Annotated in this window: 20 protein-coding genes; 14 read left to right on the plus strand and 6 right to left on the minus strand. The window is 37.9% G+C overall.

What is annotated here, in order from left to right:
- Positions 1–70: 70 nt before the first annotated feature.
- The 3 genes from CC204_RS14440 (at position 71) to CC204_RS14450 (ending at position 2,532) form a co-directional block, all read left to right on the plus strand.
- A complete protein-coding gene (locus CC204_RS14440) occupies positions 71–769 on the plus strand; it encodes a glucosamine-6-phosphate deaminase (RefSeq protein ID WP_088270810.1) in 699 nt (232 codons plus the stop codon).
- 199 nt (positions 770–968) lie between these two features.
- Positions 969–1,532 carry a DNA-3-methyladenine glycosylase I gene (locus tag CC204_RS14445; RefSeq protein ID WP_088270811.1) on the plus strand — a complete coding sequence of 188 codons (564 nt, stop codon included), beginning with the start codon at positions 969–971 and terminating at the stop codon, positions 1,530–1,532.
- Between the two features lie 238 nt (positions 1,533–1,770).
- Positions 1,771–2,532 (plus strand): MurR/RpiR family transcriptional regulator, encoded by a 762-nt coding sequence (locus CC204_RS14450; protein WP_088270812.1) that lies wholly within the window; start codon positions 1,771–1,773, stop codon positions 2,530–2,532.
- 381 nt (positions 2,533–2,913) lie between these two features.
- Here CC204_RS14450 and CC204_RS14455 read toward each other — a convergent pair whose 3' ends face one another.
- The gene (locus CC204_RS14455; protein ID WP_088270813.1) at positions 2,914–5,907 is read right to left on the minus strand and encodes a sulfatase-like hydrolase/transferase; all 2,994 of its coding nucleotides are present in this window, start codon (positions 5,905–5,907) and stop codon (positions 2,914–2,916) included.
- 146 nt (positions 5,908–6,053) lie between these two features.
- Positions 6,054–7,517, minus strand: coding sequence for a helix-turn-helix domain-containing protein (locus CC204_RS14460; RefSeq protein WP_088271732.1), 1,464 nt, complete (start codon positions 7,515–7,517; stop codon positions 6,054–6,056).
- A 375-nt stretch (positions 7,518–7,892) separates the two neighbouring features.
- On the opposite strand from CC204_RS14460, the gene CC204_RS14465 reads away from it, so the two are divergent.
- Complete coding sequence (locus CC204_RS14465) at positions 7,893–9,365, plus strand: lytic polysaccharide monooxygenase (RefSeq protein WP_227011164.1); 1,473 nt, start codon at positions 7,893–7,895, stop codon at positions 9,363–9,365.
- Between the two features lie 77 nt (positions 9,366–9,442).
- Here CC204_RS14465 and CC204_RS14470 read toward each other — a convergent pair whose 3' ends face one another.
- Positions 9,443–10,327 (minus strand): AraC family transcriptional regulator, encoded by an 885-nt coding sequence (locus CC204_RS14470; RefSeq protein ID WP_088270815.1) that lies wholly within the window; start codon positions 10,325–10,327, stop codon positions 9,443–9,445.
- A 152-nt stretch (positions 10,328–10,479) separates the two neighbouring features.
- Here CC204_RS14470 and CC204_RS14475 point away from each other — a divergent pair, with 152 nt between their 5' ends.
- The 10 genes from CC204_RS14475 (at position 10,480) to CC204_RS14525 (ending at position 16,152) form a co-directional block, all read left to right on the plus strand.
- Positions 10,480–11,103: a GyrI-like domain-containing protein gene (locus CC204_RS14475; protein WP_088270816.1), complete on the plus strand. Its 624-nt coding sequence runs from the start codon at positions 10,480–10,482 to the stop codon at positions 11,101–11,103.
- 806 nt (positions 11,104–11,909) lie between these two features.
- Positions 11,910–12,182 (plus strand): TIGR04197 family type VII secretion effector, encoded by a 273-nt coding sequence (locus tag CC204_RS14480; protein ID WP_088270817.1) that lies wholly within the window; start codon positions 11,910–11,912, stop codon positions 12,180–12,182.
- A gap of 15 nt (positions 12,183–12,197) precedes the next feature.
- On the plus strand, positions 12,198–12,542 hold the full coding sequence (locus CC204_RS14485) for a DUF3958 family protein (protein ID WP_088270818.1): 345 nt from the start codon (positions 12,198–12,200) through the stop codon (positions 12,540–12,542).
- Positions 12,520–13,059, plus strand: a complete 540-nt coding sequence (locus tag CC204_RS14490) for an LXG domain-containing protein (RefSeq protein WP_157894305.1) — start codon at positions 12,520–12,522, stop codon at positions 13,057–13,059. The genes CC204_RS14485 and CC204_RS14490 overlap by 23 nt, the downstream gene beginning before the upstream one ends.
- The gene (locus CC204_RS14495; RefSeq protein WP_157894306.1) at positions 13,026–13,952 is read left to right on the plus strand and encodes a DUF6883 domain-containing protein; all 927 of its coding nucleotides are present in this window, start codon (positions 13,026–13,028) and stop codon (positions 13,950–13,952) included. Before CC204_RS14490 ends, CC204_RS14495 begins: the two co-directional genes overlap by 34 nt.
- A gap of 10 nt (positions 13,953–13,962) precedes the next feature.
- Positions 13,963–14,172, plus strand: coding sequence for a DUF4926 domain-containing protein (locus CC204_RS14500; RefSeq protein ID WP_088270821.1), 210 nt, complete (start codon positions 13,963–13,965; stop codon positions 14,170–14,172).
- 299 nt (positions 14,173–14,471) lie between these two features.
- Positions 14,472–14,744 (plus strand): hypothetical protein, encoded by a 273-nt coding sequence (locus CC204_RS14505; protein WP_088270822.1) that lies wholly within the window; start codon positions 14,472–14,474, stop codon positions 14,742–14,744.
- A gap of 291 nt (positions 14,745–15,035) precedes the next feature.
- On the plus strand, positions 15,036–15,275 hold the full coding sequence (locus CC204_RS14515) for a CPCC family cysteine-rich protein (RefSeq protein ID WP_088270823.1): 240 nt from the start codon (positions 15,036–15,038) through the stop codon (positions 15,273–15,275).
- 153 nt (positions 15,276–15,428) lie between these two features.
- Positions 15,429–15,659 carry a hypothetical protein gene (locus tag CC204_RS14520; protein WP_157894307.1) on the plus strand — a complete coding sequence of 77 codons (231 nt, stop codon included), beginning with the start codon at positions 15,429–15,431 and terminating at the stop codon, positions 15,657–15,659.
- Positions 15,660–15,675: 16 nt separating this feature from the next.
- A complete protein-coding gene (locus tag CC204_RS14525) occupies positions 15,676–16,152 on the plus strand; it encodes a hypothetical protein (RefSeq protein ID WP_088270825.1) in 477 nt (158 codons plus the stop codon).
- 473 nt (positions 16,153–16,625) lie between these two features.
- On the opposite strand, the gene CC204_RS14530 is transcribed toward CC204_RS14525, so the two are convergent.
- Genes CC204_RS14530 through CC204_RS14540 form a run of 3 tightly spaced genes read right to left on the minus strand, consistent with a single transcriptional unit; the run spans position 16,626 to position 21,730 of the window.
- Positions 16,626–18,299 carry a glycoside hydrolase family 13 protein gene (locus CC204_RS14530; RefSeq protein WP_088270826.1) on the minus strand — a complete coding sequence of 558 codons (1,674 nt, stop codon included), beginning with the start codon at positions 18,297–18,299 and terminating at the stop codon, positions 16,626–16,628.
- Positions 18,292–19,944 (minus strand): glycoside hydrolase family 13 protein, encoded by a 1,653-nt coding sequence (locus CC204_RS14535; protein ID WP_088270827.1) that lies wholly within the window; start codon positions 19,942–19,944, stop codon positions 18,292–18,294. Before CC204_RS14535 ends, CC204_RS14530 begins: the two co-directional genes overlap by 8 nt.
- Positions 19,877–21,730, minus strand: coding sequence for a glycoside hydrolase family 13 protein (locus CC204_RS14540; protein WP_088270828.1), 1,854 nt, complete (start codon positions 21,728–21,730; stop codon positions 19,877–19,879). The genes CC204_RS14535 and CC204_RS14540 overlap by 68 nt, the downstream gene beginning before the upstream one ends.
- Between the last annotated feature and the right edge of the window lie 220 nt (positions 21,731–21,950).

Consider the following 21,950-nt stretch of genomic DNA (forward strand, 5'->3'; position numbering starts at 1 on the left):
AAAAATCATTGACATGGGATGGTTCCCACAAAGTACAATAAATACATAAAAAGGAAACGGAGTGAACCGAATGAAAATTATTATCGAAAAAGATTTTGAAGCGATGAGTGAAACAACAAAAAATATTTTACTGGGCCATATGAGCCAGGATAAGCGTGTCAATCTATCGATTACAGCAGGAAATACGCCTGTTGGAGTATATAAAAGAATGGTGGAGATCGTTAAGGATTCACCAGACTACGCGAATGTTCACTACTATAATTTCGATGAAATTCCTGTACCTGATCAAGCGGAAGGAATCACTATTTCAGATTTAAGAAAATTGTATTTCACGCCTGCAAACATCAGTGAAGAAAATATTCATCCATTAACAGTAGAAAATTATGCAGAACAAGACAAACGACTAGCACTAGATGGCGGTTTAGATGCGATGATGATCGGTTTAGGAGCAGATGGACATTTCTGTGGCAATATGCCAACGACTACAAGCTTTGAGAATTTAACCTACAAAGTAAAAGTGACTGGTGATGAGCCGTGGTTTGTTCCAGGCGAAATGATTAAAGGCATGGAATTTGTCACAATGGGTCCTGTCAGTGTATTAAAAGTGAAACATTTGATTTTGATCGTTAATGGCGCGAAAAAAGCAGAGATGGTCAAAACAGTTCTTCAAGGACCAGTAACAGAAGAGTTTCCGGCATCTGTATTACAACTACATCCGAATTTGACAGTGATTCTTGACGAGGAAGCGGCAAGTCGATTAGATAAATAAATCTCAGAAAGAGGATGGGATAAAAGCCGCTTAGTTTTTTTGCGAGAGTGCTGAAAAATCTGACTTTTGATTACCATTTATTAAGAATTGAAGTCCGGGACAAAACGATTTTCTAGTTTTGTCCTGGACTTTTTTATTTCATTTACAAACGTACGTTCCCGTGTTATGCTAGTATAAACGAAAAAAGGTGGGATAGTGTATGGAAAAACAGCGTTGTGACTGGGCAAATGGTAGTGAACTGGAAGAAAAATATCATGATGAAGAGTGGGGAACGGCAGAGCATGACGATCATAAGCTTTTTGAGATGTTAGTTTTAGAAAGTATGCAGGCAGGTTTGAGTTGGTCAACGATTTTGAAAAAAAGAGCAACGATGACTCAAGCTTTTGATCAATTTGACTATGAAAAAATTGCTGAATATCAGCAAGAGAAAATCGATTCCTTACTGCAAGATCCTGGTATCATTAGAAATAAGCTTAAAATTGCTGCGGCAATCAACAATGCACAAGCATTTATGCGCGTTCAAAAAGAATATGGGAGTTTTGATCGATTCATTTGGTCATATGTGGACTATCAACCGATTCGAAACAATTGGAAAGATATCAAGGATGTTCCGGCAACGACAGACTTGTCGGATAAGATTAGCAAAGATTTAAAGAAACTGGGGTTCAAATTTTTAGGTACAACGACTGTATATGCTTTTTTGCAGGCTACAGGACTTGTAGATGACCATCTGCAGAGCTGTTTCAAGAATGCTAAAAATTGATGTTATTTTCTGAAAATCAATTGGCTAAGCGTATGAAATGAGTCACGATAAGAAGGTTTAGGTTCCATTTTATAAAAACAATGTAAAAAAATATCAACGACCTCTTGTACTTTTTTTAAAATAAGATAAGCTTAAATGGATGGATTGTTGATAGTCATTATGTTAGGCCGCCTTTTTTGGTGTTGGTTGGTAGCGTCACTTAAAGAGCATTGTTTGAATAAGGAGGGATTTGGACAAGGTGACAGAGGTATACGAAAATATTCATGCCAACTATGAAAAACTATCAGAGGCTGAGCAAGAGGTTATTGACTTTATCTTAAAATTTGAAGATATCGGAAATCTAAAGTTAAAGGATATCAAGGATAAGCTTTATGTATCAAACGCAACGATCATTCGAGCGTGCAAAAAGCTGAATTATGCCACATTTAACGAATTAAAGTATGCGTTTGTACGTTCAATGAAGGAAGAGAAAGAAGAACTTCCGATTGAGGCTGATTTTCTTCAAATTTTAGATGGGATAAAGAAAGATACACTAACAACTTTAGAACTTGTCGATGAAAAAGAAATTGATTTAATTTGTGATTGCCTGCTTCAATCACGTAGAATCTTTTGTGTAGGAACAGGTTCCAGTTCACAAGTAGCTTCTGAATTTAATCGTAAGCTAAAATTGATCGATTTATGGACGAATGATTATTCAGATAAATTTTCAATTGAACGCATACCGCAAATTAGTACGGATCAGGATGTTGTTGTTGTTTTCTCGCTGAGCGGAGAAGTAAGTGAGATCAACGAAATCTTGATTCGTGCAGAAAGTAACGGGACAAAGGTTATTGCTGTAACCAATATGTCCGCAAACCAGTTAAAATCATTGAGTAGCTATTCCGTAGTGATGTATAGCAGTCCGAGCAATCGTAAGACACTTCGATCTCGCTTGATGCTATACGTGATAAGCACACTGATTTATGAAAAATTGATCACGAAAATACCTAGTTATGAATAAAAAATATTCAATAGGTATTTTTTTATTCGAGATTTTTTACTTAGCAAGGGTTCTCATCTTACAAGACATACTATGACGTTAGTGGAAGTAGAATCGGGAATGAGAGATGAAATTAAATATATCTATTTAAGGAAGCAAAAGAGCGTGAAGAATTTTATGCTGAACATTGAGTTTATAAAATAGGAATTGAACTTTTTGATTTAAACATATTGGAAACTAATGTAGCAATTCGTAGTGGAGTTAGCTCTAAAAAATTTTGTTGGTAGTGACAAATTTTTTTGAGATAAGTGATTATTTTGAAAAGAAGACCCCAGAGTTTTGAGCCGCCCCCTAAAAGTTAGAGCTGAAAATCTAACTTTTGGGAAGCGGCTCAACGTTCGGTTATTTTTTGACTGTCTGCTGCGCCCATGACGCTGAATATTGTTCACCAGCAGTTAGATCATACTGGATATAATTATAATCAGCTAAAATCTCTTTTTGTGCTTTAGTCAATTCATTTTCAGAGATCATCTTATTTTTATCAGTGACAAAAATTTGTTTCCCGTTGTAACGATTTGAAACACTCGATACAGGATCGATCGTTGCTGCTGGAAGATCATTTGCAACTTGTGTAAGTAAAGCATAAAACGGTGTGACTTTGATATTGGCTTGTTCAAAAGCTAAAGCAGAGAAGTTATTTGGTGAAACAACTTTTTTATTTAGCTTCTGCATCTGTCCACGACTATAAGCATTACTATAGATAAAGTAATCTGTTTCATGATGTTCCAAGCCGTATTTTTTCATATCATTTCCGCTGTATAAAGGAGGTAAATGATCGCCGTAAAAGACAAACGTGATCGGTTTTTGAATCTTATCCAATTCCTCTATGAATTCTTTGACAGCTTTATCTGTATAATTCAGACCCTGCATGAATGTTACTAATTCATGCTTCTTACTGTCGATCACAGCAGTTCCTTCAAAACTAAAATCATTTTGATCGTAAAAGTCACCATAAGGCATATGGTTTTGCATGGTTGAAAGTTGAATAAACTGAGTCGTTTCAGTATTACTTTGTAATGCTTTGAGTGTTTCTTTATAAGCTGATTCATCTGAAATATATCTATTTCTAGCGATTTTATCTGTATAAGTCAATTGGTCAGGGCTGTCAACGTAGTAAAATTGGTCAAAACCAAACTTTTCAAATACTTCTTTTCGTTTATATAAAGATGCGGTAAAAGGATGGATCGCAATTTTTTCATCGAATAGATCTGTGATACTTGGACTGACCTGTTGGGTATCGACAAGCTGAGTATAAGGTGTGACTAATGTTGGCGATAAACTGCTGATGTCCAAACCAGTCAACCCTTGCCATTCGATATTTGCCGTGCCACCACCATAGCCGGAAGACAGCATTAGACCGCTAGTTGTGTCCTTTTTGATTTGTGAAATCTCAGGGATCGGATTGCCTGAAACAGTGACATTAGGCAATCGTGAAGGGTCACTGAAACTCTCGCTCAAATTCAAAATCAGTGTTTGGTTGTTTAGCCAATCATGTCTTGTTTTATTGATATTTTCCGCTTCTATATCATATTTCTTCATGATCTCTTCGATTTTCTCTTTAGAATACCCTTCTGGCTCAGGCATGATCTCAATATCTATATTGTTCAAGAATTGAATGATCGGCCCATTTTCCCTTACCGCATCTCCCTGATTAAAGAATGTCTTATTCACTCTAAATAGGTTGAAAAGAAGGTAAGAGGGTGAATTTTTATGGTTAATAAAGAAGACACCAGAAAGTAAAACAAGCAACGTCAGTATCCCAATGACTCTTTTTTTCCAATTAAATTTAAGTGCGTACCGATGTTGCAATTTCCGCTGGATAATAATACTGGAGATGGTTAAGAAAACGACGACAATAATTCCAGCACCTATCAATATCGGGCTGACCATCGCCAATAATTCAGAAATACTATTCAGCATTTTTAAATCAGAAGGAAAAACTGGCTCTTCTCTAAGCGTGACTTTTAGTACACTGGAGACCGTAAGCAGTAAGTTGATAACTAACGTAATCGAAAAAACATACCAAAAACGGTTTGTAAGTAATAACAATAACAAAAAGAAAGCCATAATAATAAATGTAGTTAAAATTAAAATCGATTGACGCTGGGCAAAGACCTTAAGTGCAACCTGAATCGTTTGCTTCCAGCCCTCTTTTTTCTCTAGTAAGAAGATTTGCACGAATGTAAAGAAGTAAAAGAAAATCCCAACATAGAAAATCGCTCTTTTTTTATACAGCCATTCCTTGATAGTATGAAGTTTTTGAGATAGCTCAGATAAGGAATTAAAGGCTAAATAGCTGTTTATTTTCTTGAACGGCCATGTTTTTTGCAACACAAGACATACTAAAGTAAATAAAATCGCTGCAAGTAAATAGATTCCTGCAAACTCAAAAATATTCAAAAGCCAAGCTTTGCCGGAAGCTGGGAATGATTTCTTTTCATAGGTGGTCACTCGATAACTGATCAATGGCCAATAAGCAAGAACGATCGTAACGATCAAGCTCGTAGAAAGAATCGTTCCGTTTACTCGTAAAGACACTTTTTGCGACAGCCATTGCAAGAAGGTGAACAGACTGAGCGTATAGTACATAGAAAACAAAGAATACGAGACAGAAAAACGATTAGCAGTAGAGGCATCACCTCTGACGATCAAGGAAATTTGAGTCATCAGCAGAATCAACCCACCAAGGATTACTACGCTTAAAACAAGATGCAAAACGCTAAATTTTAATTTATTGATCCAGCTGAACTGTTTGATTATATAACCTAAAAAGAATAGATAGAAAATCCAGACAATGTTTTGCCCATCTTGAAATCCCCATAAATCCTTACTGAATAAGGTTGGTAGGATGACGAGCAGCAATGTTAAAGCAAAAAAGAGGTTTTTCAACAATTTAGGTGACGCTTGTTCCAGCCATTTGCTCAACCACGGGATACTGCAAAACAATAGTACGCAGGAAACAGCATAAATAAAGTAATTTTGGCTGATTGGAAAGAACCCTAACCAGTAATCATGCAGGTTTAGTGCAGAGGAACGAACATAAAAAAAGACATTGCTGCATAATCCGATAAAGAGATAGAGTAAAAAGAATCGACTTAAATAACTAAACACGTTCTTTTGGTAAATTTTTTGGTAATGATACCCCATATACAACGGGATCAGATTTAGTCCCGCTCCTGCTATAACTTTTATAAATGAATAAAGGTAAAATCTGCTGGGAGTTGTTCCATATTGTGGAATCTCAATTGCAGACAGTAAAACTCGCTGTAAGATAATCAATAGACAAGCCGCTAAAATAGGTAAAATATCATAATTTCTAGATTTTGTTTCTGTCAAAATACACACCCGCCATATACATGTTTAATGATACAAGCTCCAAATGAAGAGCTTGCATCATTGATCTCAATCTATAGTACCGTAGAATATATGCTTTTACAATAAAATACATAGATAAAAAACATTGAAACGATAGACAGAATAGATTAACCGTTGTTGAAATGTTCTTCATAGACTAGCATTAGTTTATCAAAACTTTTTGCATCAGGGATCAAAGGAATCATCACGGTTGGAATCCTATCTATCTGGATTTCGGGAATATTCGTGATGATACAATCATAGTCAGCTAAAGATTTTTCAATATCTGCAAGTGTTGTTACACGAATGGGTGTACAGGAGAAACGACCTCTTAAATAATAGGAGATTCGTTCAGAAAGCATTTGCATATATTCCATACCGATATCAAATAAAAGACAGGCATGTAAGGTTGGCGTAGAAGCTTCCAGACGATCGAGCAAGGCTGGCCAATAAGTGAATAACATAGAAATCGCTTCATAAACCATGTATTCCTTATACGGATTTAAATAAAAAATCGCCTGCAATGAATGGATGATCTCCATCGGCAAATGACCATAGAGATTTTTGACGCCTGAAAAAAATTCTTTATTTTGATCATATAAGATATAGGTGCGTCCATGGGTCACGCATTCTAAATTATAAAATTGTAAGAAGATGTCTTCGAAATTATGACATTCACAATCCATTCTTTTTTCAATTTCGCGAATTAAGTGAGTGATTTTTTGATACTTTAGAAATTCTTGATGATCTTGTTTCGTTAATTTCTGAACAGATTCCAGAGAATCTACATAATTGTCGCTAAAGAATAAGTAGAAAAATGTATTCAGAGCCTCTGGAGACAATGGAAGTTGAAATTGAGTAAAAAATTCATTGCAGGCATGTGTGTCTGTGCTGATCGTAAATTCCTTTTCTGGAACCTCATAAAGCTGATTTTCATTATTATATTTCAAAAGATTGATTACTGTATATGTATAAAGCCGCAGACGATTCAATAAAGAAAAATACATCGTATAAGATTCGCGGTTTGGAAGTGCTTGCTTAATGATTTGTAGACCAACTTGATCTAAAGAAGCAAGCTGAGCAGGAGTCAACAGTTTTTCTGCTACACCATATCGTTCTTGAAAGTAACGTTGCATAAAATTACAAATGCTATGTGGGTCGCCAATCAACTGCATTTTCTTCAGATTGATCGTAAAGCCTTCCAATTGAAGCTGCTGATTGACGCGTTGGACGATTCGTTTGATTGTAGAAATACTGATATACAGGTTATCAGCTAAATCGATAATAGTAGAAAAATTATGTAAAAAAATTTTTTCGATCAGCTGAAATTCAATACTGTTTTTTAAGACTTTTTGATAAATCGTTGCTTTGCAAAAATTAAGATCGGTTGTCAAACGGAGTCCGTATTTTTTGGATGTTTCGATCGTTGCTGGTGCAAGCAGCGTTTCAAGTTCAACAATATCTGATTTGAGTGTCTTCACAGGAACATTCAACATTGTAGAGGCTGCTGGAAAAGTGACCCAATCGGCGTCCATGATCAGTTCCAATAGTTCTAGTTGACGTTTGGTTCGGGAGGAAAGAATGGTTTTCATGATCTCACCACTTTCTTTTTTTGTTTTTTTATATTTGTTCATTAAGAGTTGAAATAAATTTCATTACAATATTATTTTAACGCTAGATATACATATTTGTCTAGATAGTATTTAGATTTAGACAAGTTATTATTAGAGTAGTTTTAAAAATATGAGCTCGTTTTTTTATTTCAAAAAGAAAAATATGAGCTTTTTTTTAATATAAAATGTTATTTAATGGTTAAAGTAGTTGAAAGGTATTGTTTATCAGTGGAATGGTAAAAAAGGAGTCAATTTTTTCATTTTTCTGCCTAGAAATGACCTTTCTTAATCCTTCAAAGGCATTAAACTAAGAGTTGAGCCAGTTGATGGTGAAAGAATGAATGGAGGAAAATTATGAAGAAATTAGTAGGATTAACAATGATCGCAGCGGTCGCTTTAGGAAGTGCCGGGCTATTATTGGGGGATGAAGCAAATGCTCATGGATACGTAGAAAGTCCAGCGAGCCGGGGATATCAGGGCGTTTTGGATCGGAATACACTAGGTTGGACAGAGGCTCTTAACAAATATGGGAATGTGATCACTAATCCACAATCGCTAGAAGCACCAAAAGGATTTCCAGCGCAAGGGCCAGCAGATGGTCGAATTGCTTCTGCAAACGGCGGGTTAGGTCAAATCGGGGATTATGTACTAGATAGCACGGGTGTTGACCGTTGGACGAAACAGCCGGCAAAAACAGGTGTCAATACATTTACTTGGCAGTATACAGCACCGCACTCGACATCAAAATGGCATTACTATATCACTAAAAATGGCTGGAATCCAGAAAAACCATTAGCTAGAGAGAATATGCAGCTGATCGGCGAAATCAAGCATGATGGATCAAGCGCTTCAAATAATAAATCGCACCAAGTAACGATTCCAAGTGATCATACTGGCTACCATGTCGTGTTAGCTGTTTGGGATGTAGCAGACACACCGAATGCCTTTTATAATGTGATCGATTTAAATTTGACATCTGATGGAACGACACCACCAGAAGAAGCAGCACCAGCAAAACCAACAAATCTTAAAATATCAGCTGTCACAACATCCTCATTAAAATTAACCTGGGATACAGCAGCAAATGCAAGTGAGTACAATATCTATCGCGATAGTAAAAAAATTGGCACAGTCAGCGGTACGCAATTCAATGACACAAATTTAGCGGAAAATACTACGTATTCTTACCAAGTAGAAGCGGTAGGTAAAACAGGTGAAGTTTCCGAGAAAAGTACAGCAGTAAAAGGAACGACGCAATCGTCAGCCGTTGAGGATAATGAAACTCCGACAGCACCAACAAATCTTCACTCAATGGAAACAACAGCTACTTCAGTTGATCTTATGTGGACAAAATCAACACACTTCCTAGGGGTTAAACAGTACGACGTCTATCGCGACGGGAAAAAAATCACGACAACAACAGCGAATCGTTTCAAAGATACAGGACTAAAAGCAGAAACAACTTACTCTTATAAAGTCAAAGCAATTAGTCTTGGCGGTAATGTTTCCGAAGAAAGTACTGCATTTTCTGTCACAACAAAAGAAGGCAGCAACCAACAGACAACGTGGGAAGCAGATAAAATTTATAATGCTGGCGACAAAGTATTCTATGAAGGCTTAGAATATGAAGCGAAATGGTGGACAAAAGGAAATCGTCCAGATCAATCAGATGTTTGGAAACTTACGTCAAACCAAGTAGTCAAATGGGATACGAATAAGGCCTATGATGGCGGGACGCAAGTAACGTATCAAGGGAAAACGTATCAAGCAAAATATTGGACTAAAGGCGATCAACCAGGTGCGTCTTCTGTTTGGGAAATCAGATAAACGCATATAAAAAAGGCATCAAGGTACGCTCTCTTACGTACCTTGATGCCTTTTTTAGTTATGTGGGTACAACGAGTTTACTTTTTCTTTGTGACTGGCAGCCAAACTTCAAACATTGCATTACTTGGATTTGCATCCAGATAAAGTTCAATATCAGGGCCGTTCGCATATTCATACCCAGAACTGGGCAGCCAATCTGTCACGATCTGTTTCTCTAACTCTTGAATAGCGTGCGGCATTGCGCCAGTTCCTGTGAAAATTGCCCAAGTAAAGGAGGGAACAATGTACTCAACAAGATTACCGGAAGCCGCTTGATCACTTGCAACGGCAATGTAGTAAGACATTCCTTCGCTCCCTTTTAAATCACTTTCTTCATTCATGTCTCCATCAAAACCTGCGCTGATCCCCAAAACCCCCTTAGGTTCTTGATTCATCATAGGAAGCATAGAATTGAGTGTACCATCCATGCTGACCTGCTGCCAAAACTTCGGTACCTCAGCGAAATTTTCCTCTAGGTTTGCAGATAATTCTTTTTGTGCGCCGATCACACGAAAGGCCTCTTTTGTTTCGATCCGATATTCCATTTCTACATCTCCTTTGATCGTAATATGGAATTTGATTCTAGGATAAGAGGTTAAACGACTGCCTTCTTGCTGTGCCTCTGATGGTGTGATGCCATGCTGCTTTTTAAACGCTCGGGCAAATGAATTCGGTGACTCGTAGCCATATTTTATTGCCACGTCGATCACTTTTGCTCCTTGCTGCAGCTCTACACCCGCCAAGGATAATTTTCGCCGCCGAATATAGACTGCTAACGGCACGCCTACCATGTAAGAAAATACGCGCTGATAATGGTAAGAAGAGCAATAAGCGATTTTCCCCAATTCAGCCACATCGATTTCTTCTGTCAAATGATCTTCAATATACGTCAATGTTTGTTCCAGTCGGTCAACCCACTCCATATCTAATCAACTCCTACTTTTAGTTTAATGCATTTACTTTCAGTGTACCTCACTTTCTCTGCCCAAAAAAGAGGGACTTCCTTTTTACGGTCGATTGGTTTCTATAGGTTAAAACGTTTATACTATAATCAAACGGCAAAAGGAGAGAGCAGATGAAATACGAATGGCGTAAACAAGAAAAAGAATTGTATTTACCAAAAGCAAAACCAACAGAACTCACTGTACCAAAACAAAATTTCTATACGATCACAGGAAAAGGCGATCCAAATGGAGAACAATTTGGCGAAGAAATAGCAGCTCTGTATGCGATGTCTTACGGTATTCGCATGATGCCGAAAAGAGGAATCACACCAGAAGGTTATTTTGAATACACAGTATACCCGCTGGAAGGAATTTGGACGATGTCAGACGAAGCCATCATAGAAGGTAGAGCTTTTGATAAAGCCGATTTAGTCTATAAAATCATGATCCGCCAACCGGAATTTGTCACCGAAGAACTAGCACTGAATAATCTAGCAGAAATCGCTGAAAAGAAACCAAATCCAAACAATCAACACGTAAAATTTGAATCGATCGAAGACGGTAGAGCCTTGCAAATGCTGCATGTTGGTCCTTATGATGATGAAGCGAAAACCTTTGAGATCATGACGAAATATTGTGAGGAGCATCAGCTGCAGAAGAGAAGACTGGATCATCGGGAAATTTATTTATCTGACCCAAGAAAATCAGCACCGGAGAAAATGAAAACTGTTTTGCGGTATTTTTTAGAGGAATAAACAATAATTAAAAATAACTTTAAGTGATAATTATTTTCAAAAAGCATTGACTTTGGTTTGTCATTAAGGGTAGAATTGAGGCAGATAGAACGAATGAAATCTAGCATGGCTAGACAAAATAAAAAGGCACTCTGCAGGAAGATTGGCGTCGACCTACAGAGCCTTATACAATCAGTCGGAGCTGATCGTACAAGTTGCCCAAGTCAATTTTCATTGACTGTATTTATTTTACTCAATTTTCGTGTGAATTACTAGCTTTTTTTGCACCTCAATTGCGTTTTTAAATAACAGTTCGATGCTTATTTATTGAACTTTTGCACGGTATCAGCGGGTAGCTGATACCGTGTTTTTTTCGTTCTATCGGTCAAGCAAGGAAGCAGTCGCGCCGAAAGAGTGAACAGCAAATAGCTCTTTGGGTGTACAGAAGTTGAGAAAAAAGCGTTACGCTCTGAGAGCTAAGAAGAAGATCATGAAAATTTCTTTTTAAATTTTTGTGATGTTCGGCTTAGTTCCGAAGCAGGTGCTTTATTCTCACCGTTTATTAAAGGCAGTGAAAGCTGCTCTGACACCGACGAGTTGCCCTAGTCGATGCGCACAAATGAAACAAATGCTCATTACCCAATTTTCCAAAAATCGACGGTTCCCTTGCTTGAACTATAATGAAATCAATTTTGATGCCAATTGCTCCATAAGTAAGAAAAGTAATATTTATTTTTAAATAGAATTACAAGACATTTTGCAGATATTGTAATGCGAAGTATGTTATTCTAAAAAGATAATATTAAATAACGAAATGAGGGGATTTTATGATCGAGCTAAATGAAGCAGAAGCCCAGAAACAAGCCACTCAAATCGGGCTGGCGAATGATCGTTTGTCGCTTTCAAAAACAGTGACGTTTTCTTCGGGGACGACGGTTCCCGGCAATGCCACGGCTGAAAGTACCTTTCAACAGCTGAAGAAAAACCCGGCAACGATCCAGCAACTACTCAACAGAGATGTAGCTTCTATCCAAACTGCCGTTGCCGCATTCAAACGAGCAGATCAACAAGCGAAGCAACTATTTACACGACTTCCGTAACAAAGGAGAGAAGGAATGACCCAAAAGGAGTTACAAGAAAAACAAGAGGAGAACCGTACGCTCAACGCGTTGTTGGAACGAAACATGAGCGAGACAGAGCACTTATTTACCAGAGAACGTCACCATAACGACCAAGTTCTCACCTACTTTCATCGGCAGGAAGAAGTCCGCTTTTTTGAAAAAATCACAGAAGAAACTCGCAGTGCAGAGCGCCATTTCTTTGATGAGCTGATGGACGGACAAGCAACATTACACAAAGAAAACCGTCGCCTAGAAGATGAAAGCGACCTTTTTTACGAAGCAGAGCTGCAACAGCTGAGAAAGGAGGATGAGGTTGATGGTCAAAATGATCATTGGTGAAGTCCAAACCCAGACCGAAGAGATCAAAGCATTCGGAAAATCCTACAGTCAAGCACTCGATGCCGTTTCAACTGCTACGCAAGGCATACAATTAGCAGTCGGACTGAGCGGCGCAGGCATGGAGTCGATCAAAGGCTACCTTTCCACTGTCTATCCAGCACTTTGCAAAGCGGCGATCATGCACAGTGAAGCTGTTGTACAGTCGAATGAACAGTATGTGCAAGGCTATCTTTCAACATGCGGTAGTGAAGATTTAGATTCCGAAGAATTACAAGCGCAAATCGATGAAGCCAACGCATTGATTCAAGATTTCCAGCGTTCGAAAGAAAACTACGCCCAACAAAAAAGAAGCTTATCAGACGAAAAAGAGCAACTGCTTGGTGCAGTCTTTCAAGCGGCAATCGCCAGTATGGATGCCGGTATCACACGAAACCAAGCGAAAAAAGCAAAGATACAAGAAAAATTAGAGAAGTTTCTTGATTTTTGCGGACAGTCCACAGCTATTTTACTGGGATAAAGGATACCGGATCGTTAGTGGCTAAAGGTATGCAGGCATTGGGAGTTAGCGAGAAAGGACATGTTGGGCCTGGTGCTTGGAATGGAAAAGGCTTCTCCTTAGCCGATCGAACCTGGATCAATGAGGTGAACAAAAATTGGACGGAGCGCGAAAAAGCGATCGAAGTCAAAGATAGAAAAATACTTGATGGCTGCACGATCATCCACATCATCGATGCCGATCGTGGTGTAGATATGTATATGTTTGAAAAAAACGGCCGACGATATCCAATAAGCGAGCAGGATTTGTCCGATAATTTAAGAAAGCTCATAAAAAAATACAACTTAGATGTGGTAGAATTAAGTCCAACAGAAATGGACCGCCGAGTAATCAAATTTCAAAAGAGCGGAAAAGATTATTTCAGTGGCGCGACAGTCAATATGCCTGGCTTTCAAGGTTTGAACCATGCCCAAGGTGTTGTGAATGATCTGAAAGAATCTGGATTTTGGGATGCGGCGTGGGGTGTTGGTCTGACAGTGGCTGCGGTGAGGAATGCGCAAACAGCTGGTAAGAAAGCTAGTGGACTTAAAAATCCTAATTTGACTCAAGAAAGTATCAATTCTAAATTGGATGGTTATCTGTTAAATAAGGAACATCCAGTTGGAGGCTCAAAAGCTAATTGGTTTGATAAGGCACTTGGTTTTAATAGAAATAATAGTCAGCAATTAAGTAAGCAAATTACCTTTGATAAATCGACATCCGTTCAAACATCTGTAACTGATTACGGAACAAAGTATAGTCAAATCATTCCGATTAAAGGAGTCAACGGGAAAATTATTGATGTTGAATTTGTTTGGATAAAAAATAATGATGGAGTTGTTCGATTAGTGACCTCGATTCCAACGAAAAAGTAGGTGAGTCAATATGTTTAAAGAATACGATGTTGTATATAGCACAGTAGAAATAGACAAAAGAGTTCCGAGTGGAACTAAAGGTGTAATTATGATGATATTAGATTCAGAAAATGAAGTGTATGAAGTAGAATTTGTAGATTTAGATAATGAAACAATTGAAGTTATCGAGGTTAAAGGAACTCAGATAAATAGAAAAGACGCTTTATCACAAGATTGGTAATCAAACGATAAAATATGACTAGTAAGAAACAAACTAACCAATTAAGTTACTAAAGTCTAGCCATATTTATTGGACAAAACGCCCAAGAATTTTTTGAGCACTCTTTTAAATTTCAGTCCGATAAGTTGTATATTATTAAAAAGATATCAGAAGAATCTACTGATATCTTTTTAATATACTATGAAAGTATTTGTACATGATAAAAACCATGGTGCGGATATGTTGGTCGTCGTTATCCAGTAAGCGAGCAGGATTTATCCGATAACCTAAGAAAGCTCATCAAAAAATACAACTTAGATGTGGTAGAATTAAGTCCGACAGAAATGGATCGCCGAGTGACCGAATTTCAAAAGAGCGGAAAAGATTATTTCAGTGGCGATACAGTCAATATGTTTGGTTTTAACGGCTTAAACTACATACAAAGTACCGTAAATGATCTGAAAGAATCTGGATTTTGGGATGCCGCGTGGGGTGTCGGACTGACAGTGGCTGCGGTGAGGAATGCGCAGACAGCTGGTAAAAAACTGGTGGGGCTAATAGTGAAAAACGAAATCCTAATGTTGATTTTGTAAATGGAAAAGGGAAATGTACTTTAGAAAAACATGCAAATAAACATGGTTATACATCAAAGGAAACCTATCTGAATAATGCCAGAAATTTTTTAGAAAAACCTATAACATCGACTACAGAAACTTTTGTATCTAAAGAAGGAACATACTTTAGATATGACTCATCTACTAATGAATTTGGCATAATAAATAAGTATGGAGGAGTATCAACATACTTCAAGCCTGATAACGGAGCTAATTATTGGTTAGAACAAATAAAATTATACAAACCAAAATAAGAGGAGTGATTGTAAAATGAAACAGTGCCCCTGTTGTAACAATTATACTATTGAAGATGAATATGATATTTGCGAAGTTTGTTATTGGGAGAAGGATATTGTTGCAGAACTTCATCCAAACAAGGTCATAGGAGCAAATAATGTTTCTTTGAATGTAGCTAAAAAAAATTATAAAAAATATGGGGCTTGTGAAGAACGCTTTCGTTCTTTAGTAAGAAAGCCTTTCTTAGAAGAATTAAAAGAAAATAATTCATAAAAATTTAGAAGAATTTTATTGTTTATACTTTATAGATTTAAAGGATTATGAATAACCAACTAATAACATATGTCATCTTTATAAACGAATAAATGATACCGGATCGCTAGTGGCTAAAGGTATGCAAGCGTTAGGTATTGGGTTAAAGTGACAGTGGAGACAACTACGAATAATAAAATACCTACAACATACAAACCAAATACAGTGATAAAAAGAGTAGATGCAAATGGTAATTTAATCAGTGAAAGAATTTTTAATGATAAAGGACGAGTAATTAAAGATATTCATCATACTAATCATGGTAATCCTAAAATGCATCAAAAAGTCCCACATGAACATATTTGGGATTGGTCAGATCCTAAAAGACCAAAACCATCAAAATAATAGATAGGAGCTTATTATGAAAGGATTAATAATTAGTGAGTTAAAAGTAGGTTATATAGCGAACATGGCTGAAATATTTAATTTACTCCCGCAAAAAGAATTAGAGAAAATGTGGCTAATTAGTAACTACGAATGTAATATTTATCCATTTGAGCAGATACCAATAGACAAAGACTATGTTTGGTTAAAAGGAACTGAATTAAAAGAACTTTTTAATCAAGAAGAAATAATGTTTATTTGGGGAGTATTTACAAGTTTTGCAAATGGAACTAAACTAAAAGATGTTTTACAGGTTTCGCTACCAATAGCAGATGGAAATGAAGCGTTGTGGAAGCCAAAAGTAGAAATAATCCATCCTTTAGGAGACACAGAATTTATTTCATGGGATGGTACAGTTTTATTACTCAAGTCAAAAGATATAAATATTATTGATGAATTTAAAAAAAATTATTCTTCTGTATCTAAAGATTTAGAAGAATACAATTCAAACTAAACAAAAGAACACGTTACTACCTGATTGGCGGCAATAGTAAAAGACACGCACCAATCAATTCACCAACACACTGAAAAGAGACACAACATGTTTATTTTCCAAAAATTTCTACTACAACATCTAGGAATACTCTTAGGCTACATTTTTAACATAGGATTGTCACTAATTTTTTTATCCGTGGCAATAACAACTCTCTCTGAAGGAGACTATGAGACATTTTTATTACGTTGATCATAGGTATACTACTCTCTGCGTGGACGATTCACTTAATTCGATCAGGATATTTGGAATACAAAAAACAAGAAGAACAAAAAAAGAGCTAGTCTGAAAAAATTGTGACTCTAGCATACTGCCTGAGATCTGATGAGTAATTATTTTTACGTGATATTGACGTATAGAAACCATATCCAAGAGAAGAAAATAAATAAGAAAACAGCTGAAAGAGCTATAGTAATCTCTTTTCAGCTGTTTTTTTATGCTTTAGATTTTCGATAAACGTGTGCTTCATAATCAGACAGAATCATCTTATGAGCAAGTGGTTTATATTCTGTATTCGTCAAGATTTCCTCCCAGTCAGAGATTTCCCACGAATCAGGAAATACTACAGTTGTTTGCTCCCGGTCTAACTGAACTAAAATCAACCAGCTTTCCGTTTCTGTTGTTCGCGTATAGCTAAAAACCGTCGGATGTTCAGGAAACAGCAAAGTAAATGTTCCATCAATGAACGCTTCTGTGTTCTTCCGTAAACCGATCAAGCGCTGATAATAATGGAACACACTGCTTGCCTCTACATCTTTTTGAGCGGCGTTGATGAGTGGATAATTTTGATTGATGTTCAACCAAGGTGTCGCTGTGGAGAAACCGCCGAATAGTGAATCATCCCACTGGAAAGGCGTGCGGCTGTGATCTCGTGACCAGTTGACCGCAATACGTAACGCTTCCTTTGGCGACTTTCCTTCTTCCAACAAACGTTGATAAAAATGGATCGTATCAGCTGCGTCAATTTCCTCAATAGAACTAAAAGGAAAATTGGTCATCCCTAACTCCTGTCCTTGGTAGATGAACGGCGTTCCTTTTAGCAACAGCAGAACTGTTGCCAGTGCTTTTGCGGCTTCTGGCGAGTCATCTCCGAAGACAGAGACACTGCGTGGTGTATCATGATTTTCTAAATATAGCGCATTCCAGCCATCGTCTGCTAAACTTGTTTGCCATTGATTCAACGAATGTTTCAAATGAGGGATCGAACCTTTTTGACTGCCTAATTCACCTACGCGCTGGCAGTGCTCCAATTCAAAAATCATATTGAAATAGCCATGATCTCCTGTCCATTCGGAAGCTTCAGAATGAGGCACACCGCTAGCTTCACCAACGGTCATTACGTTGTACTCATTGAAAATCGCTCTAAGCTCAGCTAAATAGTTTTCGATACCGGCAACATTCATAAATGGCGCCCACTGGTTGTCGGTAATTTTAAAGTCCCAAGGTTCTTTTTGAATGTGGCTGATGGCATCGATTCTAAAACCATCGATCCCAAGCTCTAGCCACCAGCGAATCATTTGGTAGATTTCGTGACGAACTTTAGGGTTTGTCCAGTTGAGATCAGGCTGTTCTTTCGCAAATACATGAAAGTATGCTTGTTTAGTTGTCTCATCATAAGTCCAAGTCGAACCGCCAAAAAAGGATTGCCAGTCATTTGGCAGCTGTTCTGGCGTTGCGTCGACCCAGTGGTAGTAATCGCGATACGGATTATCCAGTGATTTTTTTGATTCAAGAAACCATGGATGCTGATCACTCGTATGGTTGACAACAAGATCCATGATGATTTTTAAGTCTAACTCATGCGCTTCTTTTACTAAGGATTGAAAATCCTCCATGGTGCCGAAATCTTTATGAATGGCTTGATAATCTGAAATATCATAGCCATTATCTGCATTTGGGGAAGCATAGATTGGATTGATCCAGATAAAATCGATCCCAAGCTCTTTTAAATAAGGCAACTTTTGGCGAATACCGTTCAAATCACCGATTCCATCATGATTGCTGTCTTTGAAACTACGAGGATAAATTTGATAGCCAACGGCGTTTTTCCACCAAGTGCTTTTTTCAGTTAGTATTTGACGCTGGATGTCGATTGTTGTATTAGGCATCTAGGTTTCCTCCGAGCGTGACGACAAATGCTTCGTAAGGATCGAGCGTCCTGTCTAAAAGATTGCTATACTTTTTGTCTGTATTTGCGATAATCGTTTGTTCTGTGTTGATATCCAGTGAAAATGGTTGCTCTTGATCAGAGAAATTGCAGACGATCAGCCAACTCTCCCCTTCGTAATGACGATAATAAGCAAAAACCGCTTCCGCTGTATCTGTGAGCAATTCAAATGTTCCCCAAACGATCAGCGGGTATTTTTTTCTTAAAGCGATCAAGTGTTGATAGGTATAAAAAAGAGAATCCGTATCTTCTAAAGCTTGTGCTACGTTGATCTCAAGATAATTTTGATTGACTGCAAGCCAAGGAGTTCCAGTAGTGAAACCAGCATGTTTACTTGAATCCCATTGCATCGGCGTACGAGCATTATCTCGTCCCTTAGCATTGATGGATAGTAGAATGTCTTCTTTTTTGTAGCCTTTTTCTAATCGATCCGCATACATATTTTTACTTTCGATATCTGCTGCTTCTGAAATGTCCGTGATCACACGATTGGTCATCCCGATTTCTTCACCCTGATAAATATAAGGTGTGCCTTTCAGCATATGGAGTAGGATCGCCAGCATTTTGCCGCTTTGAACGCGGTAGTCTCGATCATTGCCCCATCTGGAAATGATGCGAGGGAGATCGTGGTTATTCCAAAACAAAGAGTTCCATCCTTGGTTACCAAGCTCGGTTTGCCATTTGCTGAAAACCTCTTTTAATTCTGAAATGACAAGCGGACGTAGATCCCATTTGCTTTTTCCGGGCTGTTCATCTAAAGCGACATGCTCAAACTGGAAAACCATCGACAGCTCTTGTCGTTTAGGATCAGAATAAAGCTTAGCGATTTCGGGTGTTGCGCCCCAAGTCTCTCCAACAGTCAGCAAGTCTTTTCCGCCAAAGGTTGCGGCATTCATTTCTCGGAGGTAGTCATGTAGTTTAGGGCCATTTCCTGTGATTTTTTGATCAGGGATTTTTCCGACCAAATCGATGACATCCATGCGGAAACCGCCGATTCCTTTAGCGATCCAAAAATTCATCATATCGTAAACTGCTTTGCGGACAGCGGCGTTTTCCCAGTTTAAATCAGGCTGTTTTTTGCTGAAAAGGTGTAAATAATAGTCGCCGGTATGCTCATCTAATTGCCAGGCAGAGCCTAAAAAAGTCGACTCTAGATCATTCGGCGCCTGTCCATCGATTCCTTCTCGCCAGATGTAAAAATCGCGGTAAGGATTGTCTTTAGAGGAACGAGACTCGATAAACCATGGATGTTCATCGCTCGTGTGGTTGACAACGAGATCCATAATGATTTTTATTCCTCGTTTGTCTGCTTCCTCGATCAGTTGTTCCATATCTGCCATCGTTCCAAACTCTGCCATGATTTGCTCATAATCACTGATGTCGTAGCCATTATCATCGTTCGGTGATTGGTATACTGGACTAAGCCAGATAGCGCCGATCCCAAGTTTTTCTAAATAATCTAAACGTTGGATCAACCCTTGTAGATCACCGATTCCGTCGCCGTTACTATCTTGGAAGCTACGAGGATAAACCTGATAGACCGCTGTTTCCTGCCACCAGTGAGCGTTTGTTTTGGTGTGTCCCATTTTTATCCGTCCTTTCTATTATTTCAAGTGATGAAGCAAAACCGAATGGTGCAAGTTCGATTGTATCTTGGTCTAGCCGTTGTGTTCGGTTGTAGAATAAAATATCTGCTTTTTTTACATAAACAGGTTGTTCACCAGTATTGAAAATGCTGCGTAAGCGTGTTCCTTCATATTCATAAGCAAAGTCGATCGTTCCTGTTTGTTCGTCGACTTCCAACCAGCGAAGCTTGCCTTCAGATAGTAAGGTTTGATGTTCTTTTCTAAAGGCAATCAAGTGTTTTACGAAGCTGTACATCTCTTGATCCTGTTGCTCCGGTTCCCACACCATGCATTTGCGGCAATCAGGATCAGCTCCGCCGTCCATTGCATATTCGTCTCCGTAATATAAACAAGGAACTCCTTTTTGTAGATAAGTGAATGCCATGACTTGTTTCATCAGGTCCTTATTATGTTGAGCGATCGTCAATAAACGGGGAGTGTCGTGTGAGTCTAATACGTTGAACATGATTTGATTCGTTTGTTCTCTGTATAGCATTAATTGATGATTCAACTCTGACACAAGCTTGCTTAGAGAGATCGTTTGGTAAACAAAATAAGAAAGAATAGCATCAGTAAAGGCATAATTCATCACAGCGTGGAATTCGTCTCCTTGTAGCCAGCGTTGAGAGGAATGCCAAATTTCTCCTAAGATATAAATATCTTCCTTCGCTTCGGTACAAACATCATGGAATTTTCGCCAGAAACGATGATCTACTTCGTTGGCGACATCTAAACGCCAGGCATCGATATCGAATTCTTCGATCCAGTAACGAGCGATTTTCAATAAATAGTCTTGTACATCTTTGTTTGCTGTATTTAATTTTGGCATATGTGGTGTGAAGGCGAATGTATCGTAAGTGATATCATCCGAAAATTCAAAATCAGCAGTTGGTGTATAGGTCACAGGAAATTTATGAATATGGAACCACTGAGCATAAGGTGAATCTTCGCCATTTTTGATCACATCTTGCCATTGTGGTGAAAAATCGCCCATATGATTGAAGACGGCGTCCAGCATCACGCGAATGCCGCGCTTGTGGCACTCTTCTACTAATGTTTTGAATAATTTTTTGTTACCAAAAGCGGAATCGATTTCAAAATAATCGATCGTATCGTATTTATGATTGCTGCTTGCTTGAAAAATCGGGCAGAAATAAAGTCCGTTGATCCCAAGATCAACGAAATGGTCTAAATGGTCTAAAACACCTTGTAGATCTCCGCCGAAAAAATCATCTCTGCTAGGAGAAACAGAACTATCCCATGGCAGTGTCCCTTGGGGATCATTGTTGAGATCGCCGTTAGCAAAACGTTCAGGAAAAATTTGATACCAGATAGTTTCCTTGACCCACTGAGGTGCTTTGAAACGGTCAGCTTCATGAAAATAAGGTAATTTAAAATAGTTATTTGCTGTTTTTAATGTTGCTTCTTGATACGGGAAAAAACCATGATCGCCGTAAAACAGAATGCTTCCATCCATTCCCTCTATTTTAAATGCGTAGCTAAGTCTCCGGTGTAAAGCAGATGTTTCGACGATCCAATAATCGTGTGTGGTTGTTGATAAATATTTTTCCATCGGGATCGTTTGGTTGAACCACTCATGATGATCCAACTGATAAGGGTCTCCGTTGATCAAGGAGACGTGTTTAACATCTTCACGACCAGTTTTTAAACGGATGTGCATTTTATCTAAGGTATATAGATAGGCAAATTCACTTTCGGGTTGATGATGGATTGCGGCAGTATTCATTTTAGTTGTTCCCTCCTACAGTTAACAAAATACATTTTTCAAAAATCACCCATATTATGCCACATAAGAAAAACGTTTTCAATACATTTTTCGCAAACGATTGCATTTTATTTTTTTGAATTACTTTATATAGCGCGCGGAGCTTCATTTCAACATTTTTATTATTAAGAGCGTTTTAATCTTATTTTAAGCTGGCTTATAAAAAGTCGATTCATATCTG

The organism is Enterococcus wangshanyuanii (genome assembly GCF_002197645.1).
Classification (GTDB): Bacteria; Bacillota; Bacilli; order Lactobacillales; family Enterococcaceae; genus Enterococcus_L; species Enterococcus_L wangshanyuanii.

Excerpts from the sequence above, each read along its gene's own strand:
- CC204_RS14540 (WP_088270828.1), bottom strand. The coding sequence starts at position 21,730 with ATGAATACTGCCGCAATCCATCATCAACCCGAAAGTGAATTTGCCTAT.
- CC204_RS14500 (WP_088270821.1), top strand. The coding sequence starts at position 13,963 with ATGTTTAAAGAATACGATGTTGTATATAGCACAGTAGAAATAGACAAA.
- CC204_RS14535 (WP_088270827.1), bottom strand. The coding sequence starts at position 19,944 with ATGGGACACACCAAAACAAACGCTCACTGGTGGCAGGAAACAGCGGTC.
- CC204_RS14460 (WP_088271732.1), bottom strand. The coding sequence starts at position 7,517 with ATGAAAACCATTCTTTCCTCCCGAACCAAACGTCAACTAGAACTATTG.
- CC204_RS14470 (WP_088270815.1), bottom strand. The coding sequence starts at position 10,327 with ATGGAGTGGGTTGACCGACTGGAACAAACATTGACGTATATTGAAGAT.
- CC204_RS14440 (WP_088270810.1), top strand. The coding sequence starts at position 71 with ATGAAAATTATTATCGAAAAAGATTTTGAAGCGATGAGTGAAACAACA.
- CC204_RS14475 (WP_088270816.1), top strand. The coding sequence starts at position 10,480 with ATGAAATACGAATGGCGTAAACAAGAAAAAGAATTGTATTTACCAAAA.
- CC204_RS14515 (WP_088270823.1), top strand. The coding sequence starts at position 15,036 with ATGAAACAGTGCCCCTGTTGTAACAATTATACTATTGAAGATGAATAT.
- CC204_RS14530 (WP_088270826.1), bottom strand. The coding sequence starts at position 18,299 with ATGCCTAATACAACAATCGACATCCAGCGTCAAATACTAACTGAAAAA.
- CC204_RS14490 (WP_157894305.1), top strand. The coding sequence starts at position 12,520 with ATGGTCAAAATGATCATTGGTGAAGTCCAAACCCAGACCGAAGAGATC.
- CC204_RS14485 (WP_088270818.1), top strand. The coding sequence starts at position 12,198 with ATGACCCAAAAGGAGTTACAAGAAAAACAAGAGGAGAACCGTACGCTC.
- CC204_RS14525 (WP_088270825.1), top strand. The coding sequence starts at position 15,676 with ATGAAAGGATTAATAATTAGTGAGTTAAAAGTAGGTTATATAGCGAAC.
- CC204_RS14480 (WP_088270817.1), top strand. The coding sequence starts at position 11,910 with ATGATCGAGCTAAATGAAGCAGAAGCCCAGAAACAAGCCACTCAAATC.
- CC204_RS14465 (WP_227011164.1), top strand. The coding sequence starts at position 7,893 with ATGAAGAAATTAGTAGGATTAACAATGATCGCAGCGGTCGCTTTAGGA.
- CC204_RS14445 (WP_088270811.1), top strand. The coding sequence starts at position 969 with ATGGAAAAACAGCGTTGTGACTGGGCAAATGGTAGTGAACTGGAAGAA.